Raw genomic sequence first — 24,321 nt, 5'->3', positions numbered from 1 at the left:
GATGGATCACGATCATGGCGCGATCCGCGAGGAAGTCGCCAAGCTGTGTGGCGATTTTCCCGGCGAGTATTGGCGCGCCAAGGACCGCGACCGTGCCTATCCCGGCGAGTTCGTCGATGCGCTGACCCGCGCCGGCTATCTCGCAGCACTGATCCCCGAGGCCTATGGCGGCGCGGGGCTCCCGCTGTCGGGGGCCGCCGCGATCCTCGAGGAAATCCAGCGCCAGGGCTGCAATGGCGGCGCCTGCCATGCGCAGATGTACATCATGGGCACCTTGCTGCGGTACGGCTCGGCAGCACAAAAGGCCGAGTATCTGCCGCGCATCGCATCGGGCGACTTGCGGCTCCAGGCGTTCGGGGTCAGCGAACCGACCAGCGGCACGGATACGTTGTCGATCCAGACTTTCGCGCGGCGCGAGGGTGATCAGTACATCGTCAGCGGACAGAAGATCTGGACTTCGCGCGCGGAGCATTCCGACCTGATGCTGCTGCTCGCGCGGACCACGCCGCGGGACAAGGTCGCCAAACGTACCGAGGGCCTGTCGGTCTTTCTCGTCGATATGCGCGCGGCGCGCGAGCAGGGGCTGACGATCCGCCCGATCGACACGATGATGAACCATGCGACGACCGAGATCTTCTTCGATGATGTCCCGGTCCCGGTCGCCAACCTGATCGGTGAGGAGGGCAAGGGCTTCCGCTACATCCTGTCGGGCATGAACGCGGAGCGCTTGCTGATCGCCGCGGAATGTATCGGCGACGCCAAATGGTTCCTCGACAAGGCGGTCGCCTATGCCGGGGAGCGCAAGGTGTTCGGCCGGCCGATCGGGCAGAATCAGGGCGTCGCCTTCCCGCTTGCCCGTGCCTATGCCCAGATGCGCGCGGCCGAATTGATGGTGCATGAGGGGCTGCGCAACTATGAAGCGGACGGCGATGTCGGCGAGGAAGCCAATATCGCCAAGTTGCTGGCGTCGGAGGCGAGCTGGGCGGCGGCCGAGGCCTGCGTCCAGACGCATGGCGGCTTCGGCTTTGCCGCCGAATATGATGTCGAGCGCAAGTTTCGCGAGACGCGGCTTTACCAGGTCGCGCCGATCTCGACCAACCTCATCCTGTCCTATCTCGCCGAGCATGTGCTTGGCCTGCCGCGGTCCTATTGATGGCCGATCCGACTGCCTGGATTGGTCGTGAGGCGCATGCCGAAGATGTGGTGACGGCGGGTGCAGTCGCGCGCTTTAGGGCGACGATCGATCACCCCGGCGATCACCCCGGCGATCACCCCGGCGATCACCCCGGCGATCACCCCGGCGATCACCCCGGCGATCGCCCCGGCGATGGCCCGGCCGTGCCGCCGGGATTTCACTGGTGCCTCTGCCTGCCCGATACGCCCACCGACGCGCTTGGCGAGGACGGGCATCCGGTCAAGGGCGGTTTCCTGCCCCCTGTCGATCTGCCGCGCCGGATGTGGGCGGCGAGCGAGGTGCGCTTCCTGCGGCCAATTGCGGTCGGCGCGGCGATCGAGCGCGTATCGACCATTGCCGCGATCAGCGAGAAACAGGGCAGCAGCGGGCCACTGGCTTTTGTCGAGATCGACCATCTCACACGGGCGGACGGGGTCGATGCGATCGGCGAGCGCCAGACGATCGTCTATCGCGCGGCATCGACCGTGCCAATGCCCTTGCCGGCAACCGGTGGCGCAGAGCTCGACGGATGGGATTGGCGGCGTACGCTCACGCCCGGCCCGGCGCTGCTGCAGCGTTATTCGGCGCTGACCTTCAACAGCCACCGGATCCATTACGACCTGCCCTATGCGACAGGTATGGAAGGCTATCCCGGACTGGTGGTCCATGGTCCGCTGATCGCGACATTGCTGCTCGATCTCGCCGCACAGCATATCGGGCCGGACGCGATCGGCGGTCTTTCGTTCAAGGCGCTAACGCCTGCCTTTGCCGGGCAGGCGTTGCACTTGCTGGCGCGCGCCGATGGTGATGCGGTCGAGCTTGTCGCGCAACGCGATGACGGGAGCGTCGCGGTGCGGGCGCGCGTGGCGATCCGGCGGAATGCCCAGGCCATGGATTCATAAGCGTGGAGCCAAGTACGCACTGAAGCACGCTGGATTAGCGCCACTCAAAGTCGGGCCTGCAATGCCTCTTTAGCGGACGATCGATGCTCTGCTAGGGTTACGAAATGGACATGTCAGCTGAGCAGATCGTCGCCGATTGGATTGCCTATGGGCGCTATGCCACTCATGCCGATGCACCAGAACAGGTGCAAGCGGACGGCATGTCCATGCTCGAACTTCCAGAGGATGACCCGGAGCTGACATGGGATGTCATACGACGTGTCATCAGCCAGTATTCAGAGAATGATCTGTTTGCGGTTGAGAAAACCGAGGCACAGCGAGTTGTAGGCCGCGTAGCGGCAGGCCCGCTTGAAGACCTTCTGGGCTATCACGGGGGGAGCTTCATCGACAGGGTTGAAGCTGAGGCCCGGAGCGATCGACGAATGGCGTGGGCACTCGGCGGCGTCTGGCAGTTGATGATGCCCGATGATCTCTGGGGTCGCGTTGAAAGCATTGCCGATCGCTCTTACTGGGTGAGGGCTTCCGAGGGTTAGCCGACCTTCGCCATTTCCGCTTTTCGAAGGGCTCGAAACGAGCCGAGGACGGGGGATCAATTCGACTTGAAACGCGCTGGCAGCTCAGGTCAAGCACAGTGGCACTGCGCGGTTAGCGCTGTGGCAATCCTGGTCTCAACACTGAGAAAGAGCGCGCCGATATCAGTCCGGCAAGCGATGAGATGCCTGATCTTGTGCGATGGTTGAATCGCCGTCGGCGACAGCGCTGCGGGGAGGGGACGGGGAGATATGGGACACCGGTTGTTCCGTATTTCAGGCGGTCGCCGCGGTGGGAGGGTTACCCCATATTCAGGCGTCGGCGGTGGCGAGGAGTTGAGATATGGGACACCGGTTGTTCCATCTTCCAGGCGGCTGCCGCGGCGAGATATGGGACACCGCTTGTTCCATATTTCAGCTAATCGTCGCGGCGAGAGGTAGAGATATGGGACACCGTTCTGTTTCATCTCTTCCCGCTGCGGCCTTGGTTTTTTCTATACGGAATGTATATGATCCATATGCGAATCATATAGGAAATCTCAATGGGCATCGTAAGCATAGAGGATGAGCTGCACGATCAGCTGCGTAGAGCGAGCAAGGTATCGTATCGGTCGATCAATGCGCAGGCCGCCTTTTGGATCAAGGTCGGCATGCTCTGCGAAACCAATCCGACGCTCAGTTTCGCGGAGATCATCGAACGCGAGCTTCGGTCAGCGGGCGTTTCGGCCCCATCACTGGTCTTAAGCGAAGCATGACGAAACAGCCTCGGGAACTGGCGTTGCTGGCCGAATCCGGCCGGCTGCTGGCGTCCGTGTTCGAGTTGCTGGATCGAACCTCGCTGGCCGGTAAATCGACACTTCAGATTAACGATATGGTCGAGCGTTTCATCGTTCAGGACCTTCAGGCCCGGCCCGCGAGCAAAGGCCAATATGGCTATGGCTTTGTGCTGAATTCTTCGGTGAACGATGTGGTTTGCCACGGCGTTCCGTCGCAATCGGACGTGCTTCGGGACGGCGACATCGTCAATTTCGACATCACGCTCGAAAAGAACGGCTATATTGCGGATTCCAGCAAGACCTATCTCGTTGGCAACGTAAACCCGGCCGCGAAGAGGCTGGTCCAGACCACCTATGACGCGATGTGGATGGGTATCCGGACGGTTCGCCCGGGCGCGCGGATCGGAGATATCGGCTGGGCGATCGAACGACATGCCAAACGGAATGGTTATTCCGTGGTGCGCGAATATTGCGGCCACGGCATTGGCCGGGAAATGCATGAGGAACCGCAGATCTTGCATTTCGGAAAGCCTGGAACCGGGCTCCCCCTCCGTGAGGGTATGGTCTTTACGATCGAGCCGATGCTCAATCGTGGCCGGCGGAGCGTGAAAACCGAGGCGGACGGCTGGACGGTGGTGACGAGCGATGGGTCGCTCTCCGCTCAGTTCGAACACACCGTTGCCGTCACGGCTTCCGGCGTGGAGGTACTGACGCTGCGCCCTGGTGAGTGCGGCTCAGGACCGGTCAGAGGCCAGGCACGCCACTAGGGGCGGGACTGTGGAATGCCGCGACATCCTTCTCATCGGCGCGGCGGTGGCGAGAAGGCTCCCGCATCCAGTCGATAAAGGCGCGGAGCGGTGGGCGCACATGACGATGTCCCGTATGGTAGAGATAGAAGCCGGAAAAGGGCCGGGTCCAGTCGTCGAGCAAGGTTATCAGCCGGCCGGTCGCCACATCCTCACGCACAGTTTCCTCAAACAGAAACGCGACACCCGTTCCATCGCGGCAGGCGGCCAGCGCCAGGTCGTCGTCGTTCACGGTCAGCGGACCATGCACCGCGACGCTCAATGCCGTGCCGTCTTTCTCGAACTCCCATGAATAGAGCCTTCCGCTCTGCAGGCGCAGGGCAATGCAAGGCATTTCGAGCAGATCGCGGGGGTGCGCCGGCCGCCCGTATTTCTCGATGAAATCGGGTGACGCGACCGCGATCATACGTTGAGAGCCGCCGATCGGCACTGCGATCGTGTCGCGCTCCAATTGTTCATAGAGCCTGATACCCGCATCGAAACCGGCGCGGATGATGTCGACCGCGTCGTCATCGACGTTGATCTCAAGCTCGACCAGGGGATAGGAGCGGGTGAACGCGTTCAAGCGATCCTTCAGCAGATGAACCGCGCAAATTCGGGGCGCGGTGATGCGCAAGCGACCGTGAATCGAGCCGGGCTTTGTCCGGCTGGCATCCAGCGCGGCATCGATCCGCGTCAGCGCCGGCGCCACCTCGGCGAAAAGCTGTTCGCCTTCGGGGCTAAGCTGGACGCTGCGCGTCGAACGTTCGAACAGACGCGTGCCGAGCGATTTTTCCAGCCGCGCGATCGACTGGCTGATCGCGGAAGACGACAAATTCAATCGTCGCCCGGCGTCGCGAAACCCGCGAGCTCCGGCGACAGCGACGAAGATGCTCAGCTGAGAAAGATTTTCACGATCCATTGCTCACTTTTAGTGAACAGCCTGTTCGATCGCCACCCCCTACCGCCAGCGCTGGAAAACCCCGAACAACTGGCCATGTTGAAACGGATATTTCTGGCCTTGAGCCTGTTCGCCGCCTCGCCCGCAGCTGCAAGCGATCCTATCGTCGCGATTGGCCTGGAGGCGGATGCCCGACTGGTCGGAAGCGAGGCGGTGCCGCCGGAGGCTATCACCCCGGATCAGGTCGTGTTCCTCGATTTCGCATCGGGCGAGCCGCGACAATTGGGGACGGTGACTGTGCCGGTCAGCTTTCAGGGCCCACCGACCTCGATTGCGATGACGCCCGACCGGCGGCTGGCGTTCGTCGCGGCGAGCAATGGGCGCAAGGAGGGCGCGCCGCAAAAGCTCGGCCCGATCGATACCCTGTCGGTCATTGACCTGACTGGCCCGGCACCGCGACTGGTGCAGACGCTCCATCTCGGCGCGGAGGCGACCGCCGCAACGATCAGCCCGGATGGCGCGACCCTGATCGTCACGCACGCTGACGACGCAAGTGTCACCATTTTGCGTGTGCAGGGTCAACGCGCCGAAATCGTCGATCGTATACGGTTCGAAAAAGGCTCTCGTCCGCTGGCCGTGGCTTTCCTGCCGGATGGTCAGTCGCTGGCGATCACCTTTGCCGGCGGCAATCGTATCGGGCTGTTTCGATGGCACGGGCCGCAGATCGAGCCGACGCCGTACCGGGATATCAGCACCGGGCTCTATCCGGCCTCGATCGCCGTCTGCGGCAACACCGGATATGCGGTGGTCGGAAATTACGGGACGGTTTCGGGGGACATCGATACGGTCAGCCTGATCGATCTTCGCGCCGCGCCGCCACGGGCAATAGATACGGTGAGCGTCGGGCCGTCCCCCGAAGGCATTGATTGTTCGTCGGACGGGCTTTTCGCAGTTACCGCCAATCAGAATATGAGCACGATCGATCATGCCGATCCGCTCTATTCCCCCAATAGTGAAGTGGTGTTGTTGGCGATCCGGGATCGCAAGCTGAAGGTTCTGGACAGGGCGAAAATCGGCGCCTGGGCTCAGGGCGCGGCGTTCGTATCGCGCGATATCATCATCGCCGAAAGCATTGAGGATCGCCGTTTGCATGTGTTCAGGCGGGTGAACGATCGGCTCGTTCGCCTGAACCCGATCATTTTCGAAGCGGGTGGCCCTGCAACACTCGGCCGTTCATCGGATTGATGCCAGCCAGCATCATGTGGTTTCATATGGAAGACGCCCCGCGATCATCCACTCTCGGGGCGACGCGTCCGCTATTTGGGACAGGCTGCTGCGCCTTCCACGCATCAACCCGCTCCGCCGCGTTGCTTCGGATCGCGGCATAGAAGATGCCGTAATCGCCGAGATGATAGCTGCCATAGAGCGCACTCAGCGCGTCGTGGAAGCCGCTTGGCGCCGACCAGGGGATATCGACCTTGAGCAGGCTTTCGTCGCACACCGCGCCGGTCAGGTGCGGTATGAGGGCAGGCAGGGCCCGGTTCGCCTCGTCGGCGTTCGGCTTGGGGAAGGGCAGGCTGCCGGGATTGGCGGTGGCAGGCGCGGCACCCGCTTGACGCCAGGTTAGCGGATTGACGCAGATGGCGGGTGGCTGGCCGCTGCTCTTTTCGCTGTCGCGCCACCAATAGGTCTTGTCGCGCACCAGCTGGAAGGCGCCGGTGCGCCCGGTCTGGCTGGTGTTCCAGGACAGGATGCAGCCGGTCTGGCGCGGGCCGTCGCAGACCGGCAGGCCGATCGTGCCGAAGTCCGACGGGGCATAGGCGCCGATCACATAAGCCGCGACCAGGCGCGCCTGGAGCGGCGTGCCGAGAATCTCCGCCTGGAGCAGCCGGACCGCATGCATCGCGCCCTGGCTGTGCGCGGCGATCACGAAGGGGCGGCCGTTATTCTCATGCGCAATGAAATAGCGAAAGGCGCGTGCGACATCGGCATAGGCCAGCGCCACCGCCGGGCGGCTCTTGTCCAGTGCGCGCAATGACGCCTGGCGGTAATGCGGTGCGAAGATGCGGCAGCAGCCATTGAACGCGCTGGCCTGGCCGAGCAGGACGGCGGGGTCGAACTCCGACGCGTGATCATAAGCGACGTTCCAGACATCGCTTTGCTGATAGGTGGTCGGATGGATGAAGAAGACATCGGCTGGTGCACTCGCTTCATCGACCGCGGTCACGCCCGACGTCGTCGAGCGTTCGAGCCCGCCACGACCCGGCCAGGCCAGCCATGCATCGGCCCGGGCGTAATCGGGCGCGGGCGGAACATGCGCCGCGTCGAACGGCAGCGATGGCGACCCGAAGGTCGCGATGACGGTCGCGACCGGGCCGATACCGGCCATGCCAAGCAGGATGGCCGCGCCGCCCCCGGTAAGAGCGAGCAACCCCGCCATCTTCGCTATCCTCCAGCCGCGCATCCCTGGGTTCAGATCCTAAAATTGCCGGCGCACGCCCAGGCCGATCGTTCGCGGCCGCAGCGTGATGGCGCCCTCGATCCCGCTGACGACATTATGGTCGAGCAGCGGCGCTTTATCGAGCAGGTTGTTGACGAACAGATCGACCTGCCAGGAACCGGTGTCGATCAGCACGCCGAGATTGACCACGTCATAGGATTGTTGCCGCTGCGTGAAGTTGCTGGCCGAGACCGGGCCGGTCGGGGTTGTCACGACAAAGCTGTCCTCGAACATTCTCAAGCTTGAGCTGCGATACTGATAATCGGCCCGCGCCGTTGCGGTGACGTCGCCGCCGAGCGGGAAGTGATAGGCGATATTGGCGTTCGCGATCCATTTCGGCGTGTCGAGCACTGGCTGTCCCACCTTGGCGGAGACGCCGGTCGCGCTTCGGGAGATCCTGGCGTCGGTATAGCTGGCCGCGACGCCCAGCGTCAGGCCATCGACCACGAACTGACTGCTCAGTTCCGCGCCCTTGATCCTGGCGCCGCCGACATTGCCGCTGAACGAGAAGCCGCAGCCCGGCAGGAAGACATTCTGCTGAATATTCTTCCAGTCGGTGCGAAAGGCCGCGGCGTTGAGGGTCAGGCGGCGATCGAGGAACTGGTTCTTGCTGCCGACTTCATAGGTCCAGAGCGAATCCGACCGATAGCTGATCGGCACCGAGGACAGGCCGAGATTGGCCAGATCGGCCTGGCATTGGCCCGGCGCCACGGCGAAAGGATTGCCGCCGCCGGGGCGGAAGCCCTTGGCCGCGCTGGCATAGAGCAGTGCGTCGCGGCTGGCGCGATAGGCGAGCTCGAACTTCGGATTGACCCCGCTCTGGCTGGTCTCTGCCGCCCCATGCGTGTCGCCGCCATTCAGCACACCATTGCCGCGCGTGTCGATCGTCTGCTTGAGGTGGAAATAGCGCAACGCAGCGGTGGCATCGAGGCCCGGCACTATCTCGAAGGTGAGGTCGGCAAAGGCGGCATATTGCGTCAGCTTGCTCACCGTATTGCCGTGATAGACCGTATCGGTGCCGGTCCCGAGCAAGGCGCCGACCCCGATCGAGTTGACCGTCTGGTCGAGCTCGTCACGCTGATGCGAATAATAAAGCCCGGCAGTCCAGCGCAGCCGTGCGGACGGGTTGGATGATGCCGCCCGCAATTCCTGGCTGAAGGTCTTGGTCGTGCTGTTCGAGGCGTTAGGCGAAGTGACGCCGTACAGCGCGGGAACCAGCGTCGCGATATAGAAGGAATAGTCGCGGTCGAACTTCACCGAGCGGTCGACATAGGCAGTCAGCGAGGTGAGATCGACGCCGCCCAGCCGCTTGACCATGTTCAGCGAATAGACGCCAAGATCGTCATCGGTCGGCTGCGCGAGCCGGAACGAGCTCTGCAGGTCGGGCAAATTGGTCCAGAAAGTGCCGGTATTCTTCTGGCGGTACGCCTGGCGGAACAGCGACGGCGTGATGTCGAGCGACGCATCGGGTTGCCATAGCAACGCCGCCTTCACCGCCAGCACATGGTCCGAATTCTGGTCCTTGTCGGTCAGCGTGCTGAGCGAAGGCCGGGTGAGCGGCGTCAGCGCGGCGGGCGGCGCAGTCGTGCTGGTGCGCACATCGACAGCGGCGCCGTTCGCGATATTGTCGATATAGCCGGCATTGCTGCGATACAGCACGCCGGTGCGCAGCGCGAGCTTGTCGGACAGCGGCAGATTGAGCACCGCTTCGCCCTGATAGGAGACGCCGCCATGCGCAGTGCTCGATATGCCGGCGGCAGTGTCCACGGTAGTCTTGCCCAGTTCCGGCGCATGGCTGACATATTTGATCGCGCCGCCCATGGCGCTGCCGCCGTACAGGGTGCCCTGTGGCCCTTTCAGGATCTCGACCCGGCTGAAGTCGAAGAACACCGGATCGGCCGCGCCGCTGAACGCGTTGGTCACGCCGAGCAGCGAGATGTCGTCGAGATAGATGCCGACGGTCGGGCTGGGCGAGGTCGTGCTGACGCCGCGGATGCTGTAGCGGCTCTGGCCCAGTTCGGCGCCCGAGAAGGACACGCCGGGCACCTTGCGCAGCACATCCTTGAAGTCGCGGGCATTGCCCTGGCGCAGGTCGGCGGCCGAGAAAGCGGAGACGGAAAGCGGCGCATCCTGCAGCCGCTCATTGCGCTTGCGAGCGGTGACGACGATGTCATCCGTCGGCTGCGGTTCTTCCTCCTGCAGCTGGGCCTGAGCCTGAGCCTGACCCTGAGGCTCGGTTTGCGCCCGGGCCGATGCCAAAGGGGTGACGCTGCCGATGGTTGCGAGCGCGAGCGCGGTCCAGGCGGTGCTGCTAAGATGATGTCGCATAATGTCCCTCCGTCCCAACCGGGCGTCCCTCGCCCTGGTACGCCGCGCCTGATTGGGGGTCGCGTCGCCTTTTTGGGTAATTCAACGTGATCACTCATCCACGCCTTTTGATCGGACGTTGTTATGCGGAGCTGCGCCTTGCTTATGGCGCGCGCAGAAAATCGACCATGCCGGCCGTATTTGGCATCGACCGGCTTCCATGCGAAGCTGACGCCTGGCACGTGCTGACCCGAGGCAAGATCAATGGCGTTCGCAGAACTACATGGAGAGGTCCCGCATTATGTGAGCGGGCGCTTCGAACATTTCCGCCGCGATGACGAGATCAGCGGCGTGGTGATCGATGGTCGTTCGCGTGAGCGGATCGACGAGCAGCTGGTCGGTGACGATAAGCTGACCTTCAAGGTGCAGCTGAGCGGCGCCGGCGAATATCAATTCAACGATGCGCCGACCTCCGAGATTGCCGGAGAATGCCTGGTGATCGCTCATCAGCCGTCGGGGGTGATCAAGCGCCAGATCATTCTCGACGATACCGAAGAACGCTCGGTCACTTTGTTCTTCCCGCGCCTCGGCAATGGCCGGATCGCCGGGTTCGAGGATGAAGGGCAGGAGGTGCGCGCGGCCAGCGACTTCCTGTCGCAGCGGCTATTGTTCCGGCGCTATCAGCTGCCGCGCGCCGCGGCGCTTTGTGCTGCGGACATTCTCGACGCGCGCCGTTCGCCCTGGACGCAGGAGCGGTTCAAGCGCGCCAAGATCGACGAGCTGACCTGCCTGCTGCTCGATTTCTTCATCAGCCAGTTCAAGCGCTCCGACGATCATGGCCTGACCGAGCGCGAGGTACGCCGCGTGCAGCAGGTCCGGGCGATCCTGGCCGAGCATCTCGATCAGCCGCCCGGCGTCGCCGAACTGGCCCGGGCGGTCGGCACCAACCGGACCCGGCTGAACACCGCGTTCCGCGCTTATTATGGCGAGACGATCGGCCAGGCGCTGCAAAAGGAGCGGATGGAAAGCGCACGCACCTGGCTGGGCGAGGAAAGCCTGTCGGTCAGCGAGATCGCCGAGCGCTGCGGCTATGGCCATCTCAGCAATTTCTCGCTCGCCTATAAGGCCTATTTCGGGATGAGCCCGTCGGTCGCGCGCGATGCCGCGACACAAATAGTGCGGCCGGCATAATCGATCCGCCAGGACCATAAGCGTTTCGCCGGCCGCCGGGGCTAAGGTCGGCGCCATGATGAACCCGGCCATGACCCTGGATCGCGAGATCGCCCCGCTTGTCGCCGACATGACGGCGTGGCGGCGGCATTTCCATCAGCATCCCGAACTTGGTTTCGAGGAAGTGGAAACAGCGGCATTCGTCGCCGACCGGCTGCGGTCATGGGGCATCGAAACCCATGTCGGGATCGGCGGCACCGGGGTGGTGGGGGTGGTGCGGGGTGATCGGCCGGGACCGGGCATCGGGCTGCGCGCCGATATGGATGCACTGCCGATCGAGGAGCAGGGGCAGGCGGCGTATCGTTCGACCCGGCCCGGCCTGATGCACGCCTGTGGCCATGACGGTCATACCGCGATGCTGCTCGGTGCGGCGCAGGTGCTGGCCGGGCGGCGCGATTTTGCGGGCACGGTCAATTTGATCTTCCAGCCGGCCGAGGAAGGGCTGGGCGGCGCGCAGGCGATGATCGATGCCGGCCTGTTCGAGCGCTTTGCGTGCGAGGCGGTGTACGCATTGCATAATGCGCCGCCCCTGCCGTTCGGCACGGCCGCGGTGCATGCCGGGCCGGCGTGTGCGGGCGCGGCGCGGTTCCGGGTCGAGGTGCGCGGGCAGGGCGGTCATGCCGCCACACCGCATCTGACGGCCAGCCCGGTGTCGGCGGCGGCTGAACTGGTCACCTTGATCGAAGCGATCCCGGCACGGCGAATCCAGGCGAGCGGCATGGCGGTGATCACCGTCGCGTCGATCAATGGCGGCAGTGCGTTCAACGTCGTGCCGGATAGTGTGACGCTGACCGGGACCGCGCGCGCGTTCGACGCGGCGACGATGCAGGCGCTGGAAGCGGAGCTGCGCCGGCGTTGCGCGGGTGTAGATCTGGCGCATGACGTGCGTTGCGAGGTCAGCTTCGACATCCTGTTCCCGCCGACCGTCAACCATGCCGGTGAAGCCGGGATCGCGGCCACGGCCCTGACCGACATGCTCGGCATGGACGCGGTGATCCGCGATATGCCGCCGGTCACCGGCTCGGAGGATTTCGCCTATATGCTGGAACAGCTGCCCGGCGCCTATGTCCTGCTCGGCACGCGCGTCGCCGACGACACGCCGATGCTGCACAGTCCGGATTATGATTTCGAGGATCGGCTCTTGCCGATCGGGGCGAGCTTCTTTCTCAAGCTGGTCGACTTGAAACTCGGTGGGGCGCGCGAAGCAGCATGAGCAAGAGCGATACGGAGATGGTCGATTATGTGGTGGTCGGTGCCGGCGCGAGCGGTTGTGCGGTGGCCGGGCGGCTGGCGGCGGTGCCCGGCACGCGCGTTGCGGTGCTTGAGGCGGGACGGGCGGGACGGCTGAAGATCGAGGCGATCCCGGCCTCGACGATTCACACCAATGGCCATCCCTTTTACGACTGGAAGCTGGTGTCGCAGCCCGACCCCAGCCGCCTGGACCGCAGCGAGGACTGGCCGCGCGGCCTTGGCCCCGGCGGCAGCACGCGGATCAACGGCACGATCTTCGTGCGCGGTGCGCCGGAGGATTTCGATGCGTGGCGCGATCTGGGCGCGGAGGGCTGGGGGTATCGCGATGTGCTGCCCTATTTCCGGCGGATCGAGACCAGCAGCTATGCCGAATCCCAGATACGCGGCGCGACCGGGCCACTGCACGTGTCGCCCTTGCCCTATGTCCATGAACTCACCCCGCGCTTCATCGCGGCGGCGGGCGAGGCGGGGCTGCCGTTCAATCCCGATATCAATGGCGAGCGGCAGGACGGTATCGGCTATGTGCAGAGCTCGGCAAGGAAAGGCCGTCGCCATGACAGCTTCACCGCCTTTCTGAAGCCGGCGATCGCCGGCGGTGCCGCGGTCATGCTGCAGGGCGCGCGTGCGCGCCGGGTGATTGTCGAAAGCGGCCGGGCGACCGGTGTGGAATTCGAACAGGATGGCGCGATCCGCACGATCAGCGCGCGCAAGGGGGTGATCCTGTCGAGCGGCGCGATCCATACGCCGCAATTGCTGATGCTGTCGGGGATCGGCCCGGCCGCGCGGCTGCGCGAGCTCGGCATTCCAGTTGTCGCCGATGCGCCCGAGGTCGGCCGCAATCTGATGGAGCATGTCGGCCTGTGGATGGGCCTGAAGGTCACCGTCCCGACGGTCAACCAGCAGGTCGGCCTGTTCGGGATGGCGCGCGCGATGCTGTTGTGGCTGGTCGGGAAGGGGCCGGCGGCGGCCGCCACCGCGCAGGCCGTCGGCTTTGCGCGGACTCTGGTGGGCCTGCAGTCGCCGGATATCCAGATCCATTTGACGGTGTTCGGTCATATCGGCCGCGGCGCCGACCGCAAGCTGGCGCCGTTCCCGATGGTCAGCGTCGTTCCCAGCGTCAATCATCCGCGCAGCAAGGGGCGGATCGATTTGGCGAGCAATGATCCGACCGCCGCGCCGCTGATCTATCCGCAACTGCTCGACGCACCCGAGGATCTGGCGACATTGCGGCGCGGGGTCGAATTGTGCGGCCGCATCGTCGATGCACCGGCGTTCCGCGACTTTGTCGTGGAGCGGATCGGCTGGCCCGATCTGAGCGGGGATGCCGCCGATGGCGAGCGCGAGATCCGCAGCCTGGCGGCACCCATCTATCATCCGGTCGGCACGTGCCGGATGGGATCGGACGCCGCATCGGTGGTCGACCCGCAGCTCAAGGTGCGCGGTGTCGCGGGACTGTTCGTCGCCGATGCCTCCGTCATGCCCCGCCACATCAGCGGAAACACCCAGGCCGTCGCGATGATGATCGGTGACAGAGCCGCAGACCTGATTGGAATGCCTGTATGAATTCCCCCGCCGCTGTCCGGATTCTGCCTGACTGGGATGCACCGTTTCCGGAAAGCCTGGGCCATGCCTGGATTCACGGCGAGACCCGGGCGTTCGGCGGCGACCCGATCGTCAGCGTCAACCCCGCGACCGGCGATGTCCTCGGCGGGTTCGACGATGGTGGGGCCGAGGCGGTCGAGGCAGCGGTGACCGCGGCGCGGTCGGCCTTCCTCGGCGATTGGGGGCGGATCGGCACTGCCGATCGCGCGGCGCTGCTGCTCGGCTGGGCCGCGCGCATTGCCGAGGAAGTCGAGCAGCTTGCCTGGCTCGAAACGCTCGAAGTCGGCCGACCCATAGCCGACGCCAAGGCGCTGATTTCGCAGGGGCCGCTGTTGATCGGCCATTATGCCGGCATGATCCCCGCGCTGGCGGATCGTGCCGATGGCGCGGTGCGGCGGCCGCGCGGCGTGGTCGGCGCGATCACGCCGTGGAATTTCCCCACCGCCAATGTGCTGATCCGCGCCGCGCCGATCCTGGCGGCCGGCAATACGCTGGTGCTCAAGCCATCGGAGCTGTCGCCGCGTTCCGCCGTGCTGCTCGCGCAACTGGCGAGCGAGGCGGGCTTGCCACCCGGCGTGTTCAATGTCGTGCCGGGCGCCGGCCACACGACCGGCGCGGCGCTGGCGGCGCATCCCGGTGTCGACATGATCGCCTTTACCGGCTCGACCCGTACCGGCCAGGCGATCATCCAGGCCTCGGCATCGCGTTCGCTCAAGCCGCTGATGATGGAATGTGGCGGCAAGTCGCCGCAACTGGTGCTGCCCGACATGATCGATCAGGCGGAGATCTGGCCGGGCGTCTTTGCGGCGGCGTTCTGGAATACCGGCCAATGGTGCGCGGCGCGCACCCGGCTGCTAGTACCGAAGGGCGGGCTGGATGCAGCGGTCGAAGGTTTGCTTGCCGCCGCGTCGGACTGGCCGATCGGTGATCCGCGCGACCCGGCGACGCGGCTTGGGCCACTCGCCAGCCGCAACCAATATGATGTCGTGCAGCGCTTTCGCGAGATCGCGCGCCGGACCGGGCGGGTCGTGCCGCTGTCAGAGGTGCCTGGCGGCCTGTCGGCGGACGGCTTCTATGTTGCGCCGGAACTGGTGCTCGATACAGCCCAGGATGGCGCGCTGGTGCAGCAGGAGATATTCGGCCCGGTGCTGACGGTGCAGGAATATGATGATCAGGACGAAGCGATCAGGCTGGCGGAAGATGGCCCCTATGGTCTTGGCGCAACCGTCTGGGGCGCGGACCGCGACGCGGCCGAGCGGATCGCGGCCGGCTTGTCGGTCGGATCGCTGGACGTGATCGTCACACCGGCGGCACGGCCGGGCCTCGCGCTCGGCACGCCGTTCGAGCCGCGCAAGCAATCCGGCTTCGGGATCGAGGGCGGGCTGGCCGGCCTCGCTGCCTTCACCGCACCACAGGCGATTACCTATGTCGGGTGAGCCGCTGCGGGAATCGCCCGCCAGCCTTGCCGCGCTGATCGTCATCGGCACTGGCGCGATGACCAGCGCCACGCTGAGCCCGGTGATGCTCGGCCTGTATATCGATGAGCTTCACCTCACCGCGTCGCAGGCCAGCCTGGCGCTCGCCGCGGAGAATGGCGCTTATGCGCTTGGGCTGCTGCTCTTCTATCTCGTCCTGCACCGGGCGAAGCGCCCGATGCTCGCCGCGACCGGCCTGGTGGTGATGATCGTCACCAGCCTGCTGACCGCCAGAGCGGGCGGCTTCGTGCCGTTGCTTGCGATCCGTGCCGCCTTCGGCCTGGCGATGGGCTTCACCGCATCGACCGTATTCGCCGCCTATGCCGGGCGCGCCGATCCGCAACGGGTCTGGGCGATCGCGACCTTCGTCAACCTGACTTATGCCGCCATTCTCCTGACTCTGTCGGGCTGGATCGCGCAGACGTTCGGCTTGCTGGGGATCGTCGCGGTGCTGGCGATGGTCGCGGTGATTGGCCTGGTCTGTACGCGACTGATCCCGCCCGCGCCGCCACCGGCGGCACTGGCCAGTAAGGTTGTGGAGAGTGGCTGGACGATCAATGTCCCCGCGATCTGCGGCGCGCTGGCGCTGCTGTGCCTTTATGCCGGCCACACCACCTTATGGTCGTTCCAGGAGCGGATGGGGCTGGCGGTCGGGCTTGATCGCAGCCAGGTCGGTGTGCTGCTGGGGATTTCGGTGCTTGGCGCGATCGCCGGCGCGATCCTGTCGATGACCGCCGGCAACCGGTTCGGCCAGCGCGGCCCAAACGCGCTCGCTTTTGCTGGCCTGATTGCGTCGGCGCTGCTGCTCGCGCTGCCGGTGATGGCGGCCTATGTCGCGGGCGCTGTGATCGTGAAGACCGCCTGGTTCTTCGGCCTGCCGTTCATTCTCGGCGCGCTGGCCCGGCTCGATCGCAGCGGGCGCTGGAGCAGTATGGGGGCGGCATTGCTTGCGCTGGGATCGGCGATCGGCCCGGCGATCGGCGCGACACTGGCCGTGTACGGTCCGCATATGATCGGCGTGTTGGCGGCGGGGCTCTACCTGATCAGCTTTCTGTTCACCGTGCCGCTGCTCGCCGCCACACCGTCCAGCGATCAGCGCTGAGATCATGTTCGTCGAGAGCTATGAAGAGGCGCGGGGTGCCTTCCGGACCGCGATGGCGGCACTGGGCGGCCGGCTCGAATCGGCGACCGTCCCCGGAAGGGGCATCCAGGGCGAGGAACTGACGATCGACTGGGTGGTGATCGGGCCGGCAGGCGCGCCGCATACCCTGCTTTCGGTCTCCGGCGTGCACGGTGCGGAAGGCCATGCCGGCTCCGCGGCGCAGCGCGCCTTTGCTGCCGATGTCGATCCGGGTGAGCTGGGTGAGGATTGCAACATGGTGATGATCCATGCGCTCAATCCCTGGGGCGTCTCGCACGGCCACCGCGTCGATGCGGATAATGTCGATCTCTCGCGCAATTTCGGCGATTTCGATGCGCCGCTGCGGCTCAATCCCGATTATGCGCGGATCCACGAGACGGTCTGCCCCGACCATTGGGATGACGGCCTGCTTGGCCGAGTCGGGGCATTGTTCCAGTCGCTCACCGGTGAACTGGGCGCGGCGGCGGCACTGACTGCCTTTACCGGCGGGCAGCATAGCCATCCCGGTGGAGTCGGTTTTGGCGGCGTTCGTCCGTCACCGTCGCACGAGATAGTCAGGCACATCGTCGAGACCGAACTGGCTGTCTGCCGGCGCATGGCGTATCTCGAATGGCATACCGGCTTTGGCGATTATGGTTGCCCGCTGGTCGTTGCGCTTGATGCGCCGGAATCGGCGGCGCGACGCCGGATGGCGGCCTGGTGGGCCGGTCAGGGGCTGCAATCCGAGGATCAGGCGTTTGAATCCGGTGAAACGCCGGACTGGTCGGGGCTGTTGTTGCCGGGGTTGCGCCGGCTTGCGCCACACATCGACATTGTCGGTGCGCCGGTCGAGATCGGCACTGTCTCCAACTTCGCGGCATTCGAAGCGGTGATGATCGATCGGTGGCTGCGCCTGGGGCTTGGGCCGAAAGATGCCGATCTGCGGGCTTCGCTGCGGGCGAGGCTGCGCGCGGCCTATGATCCGACCGACCCGTTATGGCGTGACCGTGTCGTCGAGATCGGACGGTCGATGCATAATGCGGCCTTGCAAGGCCTCCGTGCTTGGCGGGCCGAGGAGCAGGCTGGCGCTTAGCGCCGCCGCGAGCGTCCTGAACACCAGCATTGTTGGACGGCGGGCGCCCAGTGTCGCCGCGCTGCCGATTGACCGCGCCCGGGCGTTTATCGTCCGGGCATTGCACGGTCATATTGTCATGCAATCTGGTATAGACATCTGCGCCAGTCATCGGCATAGAAGTGCTAGTCCAAATAAACTGGTCCGGTAACGGGTCAGGTCAGGCGAGGAATCGGGTTTGCGCGCTTTTGCGATCACAGCCGCTGCGACAGTGCTGGCGGGAACCTCTCCGGCGTTCGCTCGAGATCTGCTGGTCCATGATCAGGCGCAATATCGCGAGGCGGCGGCGCGCCTGCAGCCTGGCGATTCCATCATCCTCGCCGATGGCGAATGGCGCGATGCGGCGCTCATCCTCACCGGCGAAGGGAAGGAGGGGCAGCCGATCACGCTGACCGCGCAGCACCCCGGGCGAGTCATTCTCACCGGGCAGTCCAGCCTGAAGCTCGCCGGCCGCTATCTTGTCGCGTCGAACCTGGTGTTCCGCGACGGCCATGCGCCGGGCGACGAGGTGATCGCGTTTCGCACCGACGCGAAGCATTGGGCGGAGCAGAGCCGCATCACCGGGATCGTGATCGACCGCTTCAACAATCCCGATCGCCGGCGCGAGGATCACTGGGTCGCGATCTATGGCAGCGACAACCGCGTCGATCATTCGCATTTCGAGGGCAAGCAGAACGCCGGGGCGATGCTGATCGTGGTGCGGCAACAGGGCATGCCGCTCGATAATCGCGCGCGGATCGACCATGTTTATTTCGGCCCCCGCCCGCCGCTCGGCTCCAATGGTGGAGAGACGATCCGCATCGGCACCAGCACCGAATCCGCCAGCGATTCCCACACGGTCGTCGAGGATAATCTGTTCGAGCAGTGTGATGGCGAGGTCGAGATCATCTCGGTCAAGTCGGGCGCCAACATCGTCCGCCGCAACCTCTTCCTGAAATCGCAGGGCTCGGTCGTGCTGCGCCATGGCAGCGGCAATATCGTCGAGGATAATATCTTTCTCGGCCAGGGCGTGGCGCATAGCGGCGGCATCCGCGTGATCAACGAGCGCCAGACCATCCGCAACAATTATATGGAAGGGCTGGCGGGCATCGACTTCACCAGCGCGATCGCGGTGATGAACGGCGTGCCCAATTCGCCGGTGAACCGCTATATGCCGGTGCGTCAGGCGCTGATCGAGCATAACAGCCTGATCGACGTGGCGCGCGTGACGATCGGCGCCGGCGCCGATGCGGAACGATCGCAGGCGCCGCGCGAAACGCGGATCGCCGACAATCTCATCACCGGCGCGGGCGGGCAGGATCCGCTGCGTCTCGAGTCCGATATCGCTGGTGTGCAGTTCGCCGACAATGTGGTGGACGCCAAAGGTGCCACTGCCCCCGGTCTGGCCCGACAGGCCGTAACGCTGGCGCGCGCGAAGAACGGCCTGCTTTACCCGGTCGATCCCGCGCTGGCGGCACTGGGTGCGCGGCGCGACCTGACGCCAATCACGCGCGAGCAAGTCGGTGTCGACTGGTATGCCAAGCCTGCGTCTCGGCCGGTGGTATTCAACGCAGGCCCGGTCGTCCGCGTTACGCCAGCGCAATCGCTGTCGGCGCAGGTTGCCGCAGCAGCGCCCGGTAGCGTGCTGGAACTGGCAGACGGCAGCTATCCCGTCACCACGCCGCTGGCTGTGCGATCGCCACTGACAGTCCGCGCAATGACCTCGGGCCGCGCCACTCTGCGCATGGCAGGGCCAACCTTGTTCCAACTCGAAGAAGGCGGCAGCCTTGCACTCGATGGCGTGGCGATCGATGGTGCCGATGCGCCGCGCCGTCCGGGCAATGCAGTGATCCGCAGCAGTGCTCAGCCGATGCTCGAAAATTATCGCCTGACCATCGCCGACGTGCGCTTCGAACATCTCGATGGTGCGCCCGGCTTCGACGTGCTGGCGACGACGCCGGCAACGCTCGCCGGCGATATCTCGATCCGCGACAGCGCATTTACCGGCGTTTCGGGCACGGTATTGGCGCTGGCGGCGGAGACCGGCAAGGAGGGCTGGTACGGCGCCGAACAGGTTTCGATCGCCAGCTCGCAATTCGACAAGGTCGGCACGGTCGCCGATATGCTGCGCGCCGGCACCGACGAAAGCACCTTCGGCCCGCGCTTCACCTTGTCCGGGTCGACCATCGCGGGGAGCGGCGCGATCAAGCTGTCGGGCGTCCAGGAAACCGCCATCACCGGCAATCGCTTCCAGGGCAGCGGCGGCATCCAGGTCACGCACAGTGTCGGATCGCCGCACACCATGATCAGCGGCAATTCGCTCGATCGCACACCGCCGCCGACCGTGGTTGAACTGGCCTATAAGGGGCCGCCCCGGGCTGTGATCGCCGATAATAAGAAGGGCCTGTAAATGCGTATCTCCCTCTGGGCGCTTGGGCTTTCCCTGGCGGCGCTAACACCGGGCATGGCGCAAGCGCAGGCCGCGCCGGTGCTGTTCGACGCCGCCGGCCTGAAGACCATGGCGACCGACGCCAAACGCTATCCGCTGTTCGCCGCCGAGTTCGAGCGGACCAAAAAGGCGGTCGACAAGGCGATGCGTGCCGGGATCGTGGTGCCGGTGCCGAAGGATCCGGGCGGCGGATTCACGCACGAACAGCATAAGCGCAATTATATGGCGCTCTATGGTGCCGGGCTGCTGTACCGCATCACCGGCGACAAGGCCTATGCCGATTTCGCGCGGACCATGCTGCTTGAGTACGCCAAGCTCTACCCCACGCTTGGGCCGCATCCGGCCAAGGCGAACGAGGCAGCGGGGCGGCTGTTCTGGCAGAGCCTGAACGACAGCGTCTGGCTGGTCTATGGGGTACAGGGTTATGACGCGATCCGCGACACGCTGAGCCCGGCCGATCGCGAGACGATCGACGCCAATGTGTTCCGCAAGATGGCCGAGTTCCTGTCAGTCGGGAATGCGAAGACGTTCAACCTGATCCACAATCATGCCACCTGGGCGGCGGCGGGCGTCGGCATGACCGGTTATGTCCTGCACGATCCCGAACTGGTCGCGCGCGCATTGAAGGGCACCGACAAGAGCGGCAAATCGGGCTTCCTGGCACAGGTCGACCAGCTCTTCTCGCCCGACGGCTATTATACCGAAGGGCCCTATTATCAGCGTTATGCGCTGCAGCCGTTCGTGGTGTTCGCCGATGCGATCCAGGCCAACCAGCCCGAGCTGAAGATCTGGGAACGGCATGGCGGCGTGCTGCCCAAGGCGATCCGCAGCACGATCCAGCTGACTTATGACGGCTATTTCTTCCCGCTCAACGACGCGATGCCGGACAAGAGCCTGAAGACTGACGAACTCTACCAGGCGGTCGCGATTGGCTATGCCGCGACCCGCGACCCGAGTTTCCTGGCGATCGCGAAATGGCAAGGGCGCACGATCCTCACGCCGGCCGGGCTTGCCGTCGCGCGCGATCTAGCAGCGGGCAAGGCGCGGCCCTTCGCCTATACCTCGCAATTGTTCCGCGATGGGCCGAACGGTGATCAGGGTGGTCTTGCCGTGTTGCGCTCGAGCGCCGAGGACGATGCCGAAGTGCTGGTCGCCAAGAACAGCGCGATGGGCATGGGCCATGGCCATTTCGATAAATTGAGCTGGATCCTTTACGACGCTGGCAACGCGATCGTGACCGATTACGGCTCGGCCCGCTTCCTCAATATCGAGAGCAAGGACGGCGGCCGCTACCTCAAGGAAAATGAGAGCTGGGCCAAGCAGACGATCGCGCACAACACGCTGGTGGTGAACGAGACCTCGAACTTCGGCGGCAAGTGGAAGGTCGGCGAGGATCTGGCGCCGAAGCAGCTATTCTTCTCCGGTGACGATGCGCTGAAGGCGAGTACCGCCGAAATGGCCGGCGCCTGGCCCGGCGTCACCTTTCGCCGCACGCTGGTGCAATTGCCCCTGGGGAAGGGCAGTCCGGTGGTGCTTGACCTGCTGCGCGTCACCGGCGCCGCGCCGGCGACCTATGATCTGCCGCTGCATTATGCCGGGCACATCACCGATGTCGGTTTTCCGTTGCAGTCGAATGTCGCGGCGCGGCCGGTGCTGGGGGCTGCCAATGGCTATCAGCATATCTGGGTCGATGCGACCGGCACGCCGACTGCCGATACGGCGACGCTGACCTGGATCAATGGCGGCCGTTTCTACACCTATCGCATGGTTCCGCCGGCCGGCAGCTCGGTGATCCTGGGCGAGAGCGGCGCCCATGATCCGCGCTTCAATTTGCGCCGCGAGCCCATGTTGATCCAGCGCGTGACGGGTGCGAAGGACACAATGTTCGTCTCGCTGCTCGAGCCGCATGGGTCCTATGATGCCGCGGCGGAAACGACGGTCGCCAGCGCCAGCCAGATCAAGGCGCTGCGCCATGTCCGCACCGTGGATGGCGACGTGATCGTGATCGAGCCGGTGAAGGGTGCGCCGGTGATCGTCGCGGTCGCCGACGATGTCAGCGCCGGTAAGCCGCACACAGCGCAGGTCGATGGCCGGGCGGTCCGCTGGACCGGGCACATCGCGCGCATCGATGCGATGGGCGCGAAGTGATGGCCGGCAAAATACGGGGCCTGCGCTGGTTCATCATCGGCCTGATCGGGCTGGCGACGGTGATTAATTATATCGACCGCAATGCGCTGGCGGTGATGTGGCCGGCGGTGTCGAAGGATATCGGCGCGGACAAGGCCGATTATGCGCTGCTCGTGACGGCATTCATGATTGCCTATGCCGTTGGCCAGTCGCTGTTCGGGCGCGTGCTCGATGTGATTGGCACGCGCATGGGGTTCGTCGCCTCGATCTTCTTCTGGTCGGTGTCGATCGCCGCGCATGCGCTGGTCCGCTCGCTCGGCCTGCTCGGTTTCCTGCGCGTGACGCTGGGGCTGAGCGAGGCGGGCAACTGGCCGGGCGCAGTCAAGGCCAATGCCGCATGGTTCCCACCGGCCGAACGTGCGCTCGCGCAGGGCATTTTCAATTCCGGCGCAGCGATCGGCGCAATCATCTCAGCGCCGCTGGTGGCATTGCTGTACGAAGCGATCGGGTGGCGCGCGACCTTCCTGCTGATCGGTGTGCTCGGCATCCTTTGGCTGGTGCCGTGGCTGTTCCTTTATCGCGGCGAGCCCGGCGCGCATCCCTGGCTGAGCGAAGCGGAGCGTGCGCATATCGCCGGCGAAGGCGAAGCTAAATCTTCGCAGGCCGCCGCCGGTTATGCGCCGGGCATGGGGCAATTGCTGCGCCACCGCGAAACCTGGGCAATTCTGGTCAGCCGTTTCTTTCTCGATCCGGTATGGTGGCTGTTCGTCTCCTGGCTGCCGATCTACCTCGCCGAGACGTTCGGCTTCGACGTCAAGCAGATCGGGCTGTTTGCCTGGGTGCCGTTCGTGGGCGCGATGCTGGGCAGTCTGCTCGGCGGCTGGGCGTCGGGGATGCTGATCCGGCGCGGCTGGTCGGCGCTGCGCGCGCGCCAGGCGATCATCACCGCAGGCGGCGTGATCATGCTGCCGGCGCTGCTGCTGACCGCCACGGCGGCGACCCCGCTTTATGCGGTGCTGCTGATTGCGGTGGTCTTGTTCGGCTTCCAGATCGCGATCAACAATATCCAGACCTTGCCGGGCGACTATTTCGCCGGCGGTACGGTCGGCTCGCTGGCCGGGATCGGCGGCACGGCGGCGGTCGCGGGCACACTGATCACCACCTGGCTCGTGCCGATCATGACAGTCGACGGCTACGGCCCGATCTTCGCACTCTCGGCGGCGATCGTGCCGCTCGGAGTCCTTGCCATCTGGCTGCTCGGCGGACGCACAGCGCCCGTCGCGCCGCTTGCAACGCCCATCATTGAAGAGGCCAGACCATGAAATTCAAGAACAAGATCGCGATCGTCACCGGCGGCGGACGCGACATCGGCAAGTCGATCTCGCTGCGGCTGGCGAGCGAAGGCGCCGCAGTGGTGATCAACTATCGCAGCGACGAGGCCGCCGCGCGGGCGACCGCCGAGGCGATCACCGCGGCAGGCGGCACCGCGCTGGTGCAGCGTGCCGATGTGACCGATGCCGATCAGGTCGCGGCGCTCGTCGCGGCGACCACCGGCGCCTTCGGTTCGCACATCGACTATCTCGTCAATTGCGCGGGCGGCATGGTTGCGCGCAAGACGCTGGCCGAGATGGACGCGGCCTTCTTCGACGAGGTGATGGGCCTGAATTTCCGCTCCGCCTTCCTCGTTACCAAGGCAGTGCTGCCGCATCTCGGGCGGGGTAGCGCGATCGTCAATCTCGCCTCGCTGGCCGGGCGTGACGGCGGTGGTCCGGGCGCGTCGGTCTATGCCGCAGCGAAGGGAGCGCTGATGACCATCACACGCGGCTGGGCCAAGGAACTGGGGCCGCAGGGGATCCGCGTCAACGCGTTGTGCCCAGGCCTGATCGGGACCAGCTTTCACGACATCTTCTCCAAGCCCGAAGGGCGTGCCGCCGTCGCCGGCAACACGCCACTGCGCCGCGAGGGGCATCCGGACGAGGTCGCCGCGGCGGTTGCCTATCTCCTGTCGGAAGATGCGGCGTTCCTGACCGGGGTCAATCTCGACATTAACGGCGGCCTGTTCTTCTCCTGAGGAAGGAAAA

The 24,321-nt window shown here is 65.0% G+C and carries 19 protein-coding genes; 16 read left to right on the top strand and 3 right to left on the bottom strand.

All coding sequences use genetic code 11. The features are described 5' to 3' along the window. Window position 1: 1 nt before the first annotated feature. The 5 genes from ACRECS_RS14660 to map all read left to right on the top strand — a co-directional run bounded on the left by ACRECS_RS14660 (window position 2) and on the right by map (window position 4,149). A complete protein-coding gene (locus ACRECS_RS14660) occupies window positions 2–1,153 on the top strand; it encodes an acyl-CoA dehydrogenase family protein (RefSeq protein ID WP_431583689.1) in 1,152 nt (383 codons plus the stop codon). Further along, window positions 1,153–2,076 (top strand): FAS1-like dehydratase domain-containing protein, encoded by a 924-nt coding sequence (locus tag ACRECS_RS14655; protein ID WP_431583688.1) that lies wholly within the window; start codon window positions 1,153–1,155, stop codon window positions 2,074–2,076. Before ACRECS_RS14660 ends, ACRECS_RS14655 begins: the two co-directional genes overlap by 1 nt. A 104-nt stretch (window positions 2,077–2,180) precedes the next feature. Then, window positions 2,181–2,609, top strand: a complete 429-nt coding sequence (locus ACRECS_RS14650; protein WP_431583687.1) for a DUF6869 domain-containing protein — start codon at window positions 2,181–2,183, stop codon at window positions 2,607–2,609. A 539-nt stretch (window positions 2,610–3,148) separates the two neighbouring features. Beyond that, entirely contained in the window at window positions 3,149–3,361 is a 213-nt protein-coding gene (locus ACRECS_RS14645) for a ParD-like family protein (RefSeq protein WP_431583686.1), read from the top strand. After that, window positions 3,358–4,149: a type I methionyl aminopeptidase gene (map, locus tag ACRECS_RS14640; protein ID WP_431583685.1), complete on the top strand. Its 792-nt coding sequence runs from the start codon at window positions 3,358–3,360 to the stop codon at window positions 4,147–4,149. The genes ACRECS_RS14645 and map overlap by 4 nt, the downstream gene beginning before the upstream one ends. Here map and ACRECS_RS14635 read toward each other — a convergent pair. Further along, window positions 4,127–5,089: a LysR family transcriptional regulator gene (locus ACRECS_RS14635; RefSeq protein WP_431583684.1), complete on the bottom strand. Its 963-nt coding sequence runs from the start codon at window positions 5,087–5,089 to the stop codon at window positions 4,127–4,129. The genes map and ACRECS_RS14635 overlap by 23 nt on opposite strands. A gap of 99 nt (window positions 5,090–5,188) precedes the next feature. Here ACRECS_RS14635 and ACRECS_RS14630 point away from each other — a divergent pair, with 99 nt between their 5' ends. Further along, window positions 5,189–6,313, top strand: coding sequence for a hypothetical protein (locus tag ACRECS_RS14630; protein WP_431583683.1), 1,125 nt, complete (start codon window positions 5,189–5,191; stop codon window positions 6,311–6,313). Window positions 6,314–6,335: 22 nt separating this feature from the next. Here the strand turns inward: ACRECS_RS14630 and ACRECS_RS14625 are convergent, their stop codons facing one another. Together ACRECS_RS14625 and ACRECS_RS14620 are read right to left on the bottom strand one after the other, a co-directional pair. After that, entirely contained in the window at window positions 6,336–7,508 is a 1,173-nt protein-coding gene (locus tag ACRECS_RS14625) for a DUF3089 domain-containing protein (protein ID WP_431583682.1), read from the bottom strand. A gap of 39 nt (window positions 7,509–7,547) precedes the next feature. After that, window positions 7,548–9,896 carry a TonB-dependent receptor gene (locus ACRECS_RS14620; RefSeq protein WP_431583681.1) on the bottom strand — a complete coding sequence of 783 codons (2,349 nt, stop codon included), beginning with the start codon at window positions 9,894–9,896 and terminating at the stop codon, window positions 7,548–7,550. Window positions 9,897–10,139: 243 nt separating this feature from the next. Between ACRECS_RS14620 and ACRECS_RS14615 the strand changes: the two genes are divergently transcribed. The 10 genes from ACRECS_RS14615 (at window position 10,140) to ACRECS_RS14570 (ending at window position 24,311) form a co-directional block, all read left to right on the top strand. Next, the gene (locus ACRECS_RS14615) at window positions 10,140–11,066 is read left to right on the top strand and encodes a helix-turn-helix transcriptional regulator (RefSeq protein ID WP_431583680.1); all 927 of its coding nucleotides are present in this window, start codon (window positions 10,140–10,142) and stop codon (window positions 11,064–11,066) included. Between the two features lie 70 nt (window positions 11,067–11,136). Next, entirely contained in the window at window positions 11,137–12,318 is a 1,182-nt protein-coding gene (locus tag ACRECS_RS14610; RefSeq protein WP_431583679.1) for an amidohydrolase, read from the top strand. Further along, on the top strand, window positions 12,315–13,919 hold the full coding sequence (locus ACRECS_RS14605) for a GMC family oxidoreductase (RefSeq protein WP_431583678.1): 1,605 nt from the start codon (window positions 12,315–12,317) through the stop codon (window positions 13,917–13,919). The genes ACRECS_RS14610 and ACRECS_RS14605 overlap by 4 nt, the downstream gene beginning before the upstream one ends. Further along, complete coding sequence (locus ACRECS_RS14600) at window positions 13,916–15,394, top strand: aldehyde dehydrogenase family protein (protein ID WP_431583677.1); 1,479 nt, start codon at window positions 13,916–13,918, stop codon at window positions 15,392–15,394. The genes ACRECS_RS14605 and ACRECS_RS14600 overlap by 4 nt, the downstream gene beginning before the upstream one ends. Next, window positions 15,384–16,535, top strand: a complete 1,152-nt coding sequence (locus tag ACRECS_RS14595) for an MFS transporter (protein ID WP_431583676.1) — start codon at window positions 15,384–15,386, stop codon at window positions 16,533–16,535. Before ACRECS_RS14600 ends, ACRECS_RS14595 begins: the two co-directional genes overlap by 11 nt. Window positions 16,536–16,539: 4 nt before the next feature. After that, the gene (locus ACRECS_RS14590; RefSeq protein ID WP_431583675.1) at window positions 16,540–17,646 is read left to right on the top strand and encodes a DUF2817 domain-containing protein; all 1,107 of its coding nucleotides are present in this window, start codon (window positions 16,540–16,542) and stop codon (window positions 17,644–17,646) included. Window positions 17,647–17,863: 217 nt separating this feature from the next. Next, window positions 17,864–20,074, top strand: a complete 2,211-nt coding sequence (locus ACRECS_RS14585) for a polysaccharide lyase 6 family protein (RefSeq protein WP_431583674.1) — start codon at window positions 17,864–17,866, stop codon at window positions 20,072–20,074. Continuing rightward, window positions 20,075–22,261 carry an alginate lyase family protein gene (locus ACRECS_RS14580; protein ID WP_431583673.1) on the top strand — a complete coding sequence of 729 codons (2,187 nt, stop codon included), beginning with the start codon at window positions 20,075–20,077 and terminating at the stop codon, window positions 22,259–22,261. Beyond that, complete coding sequence (locus tag ACRECS_RS14575; protein WP_431583672.1) at window positions 22,261–23,562, top strand: MFS transporter; 1,302 nt, start codon at window positions 22,261–22,263, stop codon at window positions 23,560–23,562. Before ACRECS_RS14580 ends, ACRECS_RS14575 begins: the two co-directional genes overlap by 1 nt. Then, entirely contained in the window at window positions 23,559–24,311 is a 753-nt protein-coding gene (locus ACRECS_RS14570; RefSeq protein WP_431583671.1) for an SDR family NAD(P)-dependent oxidoreductase, read from the top strand. Before ACRECS_RS14575 ends, ACRECS_RS14570 begins: the two co-directional genes overlap by 4 nt. The last annotated feature ends 10 nt before the right edge of the window (window positions 24,312–24,321 follow it).

It is taken from the genome of Sphingomonas sp. (assembly GCF_050725575.1).
Taxonomy (GTDB): domain Bacteria; phylum Pseudomonadota; class Alphaproteobacteria; order Sphingomonadales; family Sphingomonadaceae; genus Sphingomonas.
Note: the sequence above shows the minus strand (reverse complement) of the source record. Positions and strands in the feature narration are given on the sequence as shown.

Bases quoted from the DNA above. Each gene is read 5' to 3' on its own strand.
- ACRECS_RS14660 (WP_431583689.1), top strand. From the start codon at position 2: ATGGATCACGATCATGGCGCGATCCGCGAGGAAGTCGCCAAGCTGTGT.
- ACRECS_RS14655 (WP_431583688.1), top strand. From the start codon at position 1,153: ATGGCCGATCCGACTGCCTGGATTGGTCGTGAGGCGCATGCCGAAGAT.
- ACRECS_RS14650 (WP_431583687.1), top strand. From the start codon at position 2,181: ATGGACATGTCAGCTGAGCAGATCGTCGCCGATTGGATTGCCTATGGG.
- ACRECS_RS14645 (WP_431583686.1), top strand. From the start codon at position 3,149: ATGGGCATCGTAAGCATAGAGGATGAGCTGCACGATCAGCTGCGTAGA.
- map (WP_431583685.1), top strand. From the start codon at position 3,358: ATGACGAAACAGCCTCGGGAACTGGCGTTGCTGGCCGAATCCGGCCGG.
- ACRECS_RS14635 (WP_431583684.1), bottom strand. From the start codon at position 5,089: ATGGATCGTGAAAATCTTTCTCAGCTGAGCATCTTCGTCGCTGTCGCC.
- ACRECS_RS14625 (WP_431583682.1), bottom strand. From the start codon at position 7,508: ATGGCGGGGTTGCTCGCTCTTACCGGGGGCGGCGCGGCCATCCTGCTT.
- ACRECS_RS14620 (WP_431583681.1), bottom strand. From the start codon at position 9,896: ATGCGACATCATCTTAGCAGCACCGCCTGGACCGCGCTCGCGCTCGCA.
- ACRECS_RS14615 (WP_431583680.1), top strand. From the start codon at position 10,140: ATGGCGTTCGCAGAACTACATGGAGAGGTCCCGCATTATGTGAGCGGG.
- ACRECS_RS14610 (WP_431583679.1), top strand. From the start codon at position 11,137: ATGACCCTGGATCGCGAGATCGCCCCGCTTGTCGCCGACATGACGGCG.
- ACRECS_RS14605 (WP_431583678.1), top strand. From the start codon at position 12,315: ATGAGCAAGAGCGATACGGAGATGGTCGATTATGTGGTGGTCGGTGCC.
- ACRECS_RS14600 (WP_431583677.1), top strand. From the start codon at position 13,916: ATGAATTCCCCCGCCGCTGTCCGGATTCTGCCTGACTGGGATGCACCG.
- ACRECS_RS14595 (WP_431583676.1), top strand. From the start codon at position 15,384: ATGTCGGGTGAGCCGCTGCGGGAATCGCCCGCCAGCCTTGCCGCGCTG.
- ACRECS_RS14590 (WP_431583675.1), top strand. From the start codon at position 16,540: ATGTTCGTCGAGAGCTATGAAGAGGCGCGGGGTGCCTTCCGGACCGCG.
- ACRECS_RS14580 (WP_431583673.1), top strand. From the start codon at position 20,075: ATGCGTATCTCCCTCTGGGCGCTTGGGCTTTCCCTGGCGGCGCTAACA.
- ACRECS_RS14575 (WP_431583672.1), top strand. From the start codon at position 22,261: ATGGCCGGCAAAATACGGGGCCTGCGCTGGTTCATCATCGGCCTGATC.
- ACRECS_RS14570 (WP_431583671.1), top strand. From the start codon at position 23,559: ATGAAATTCAAGAACAAGATCGCGATCGTCACCGGCGGCGGACGCGAC.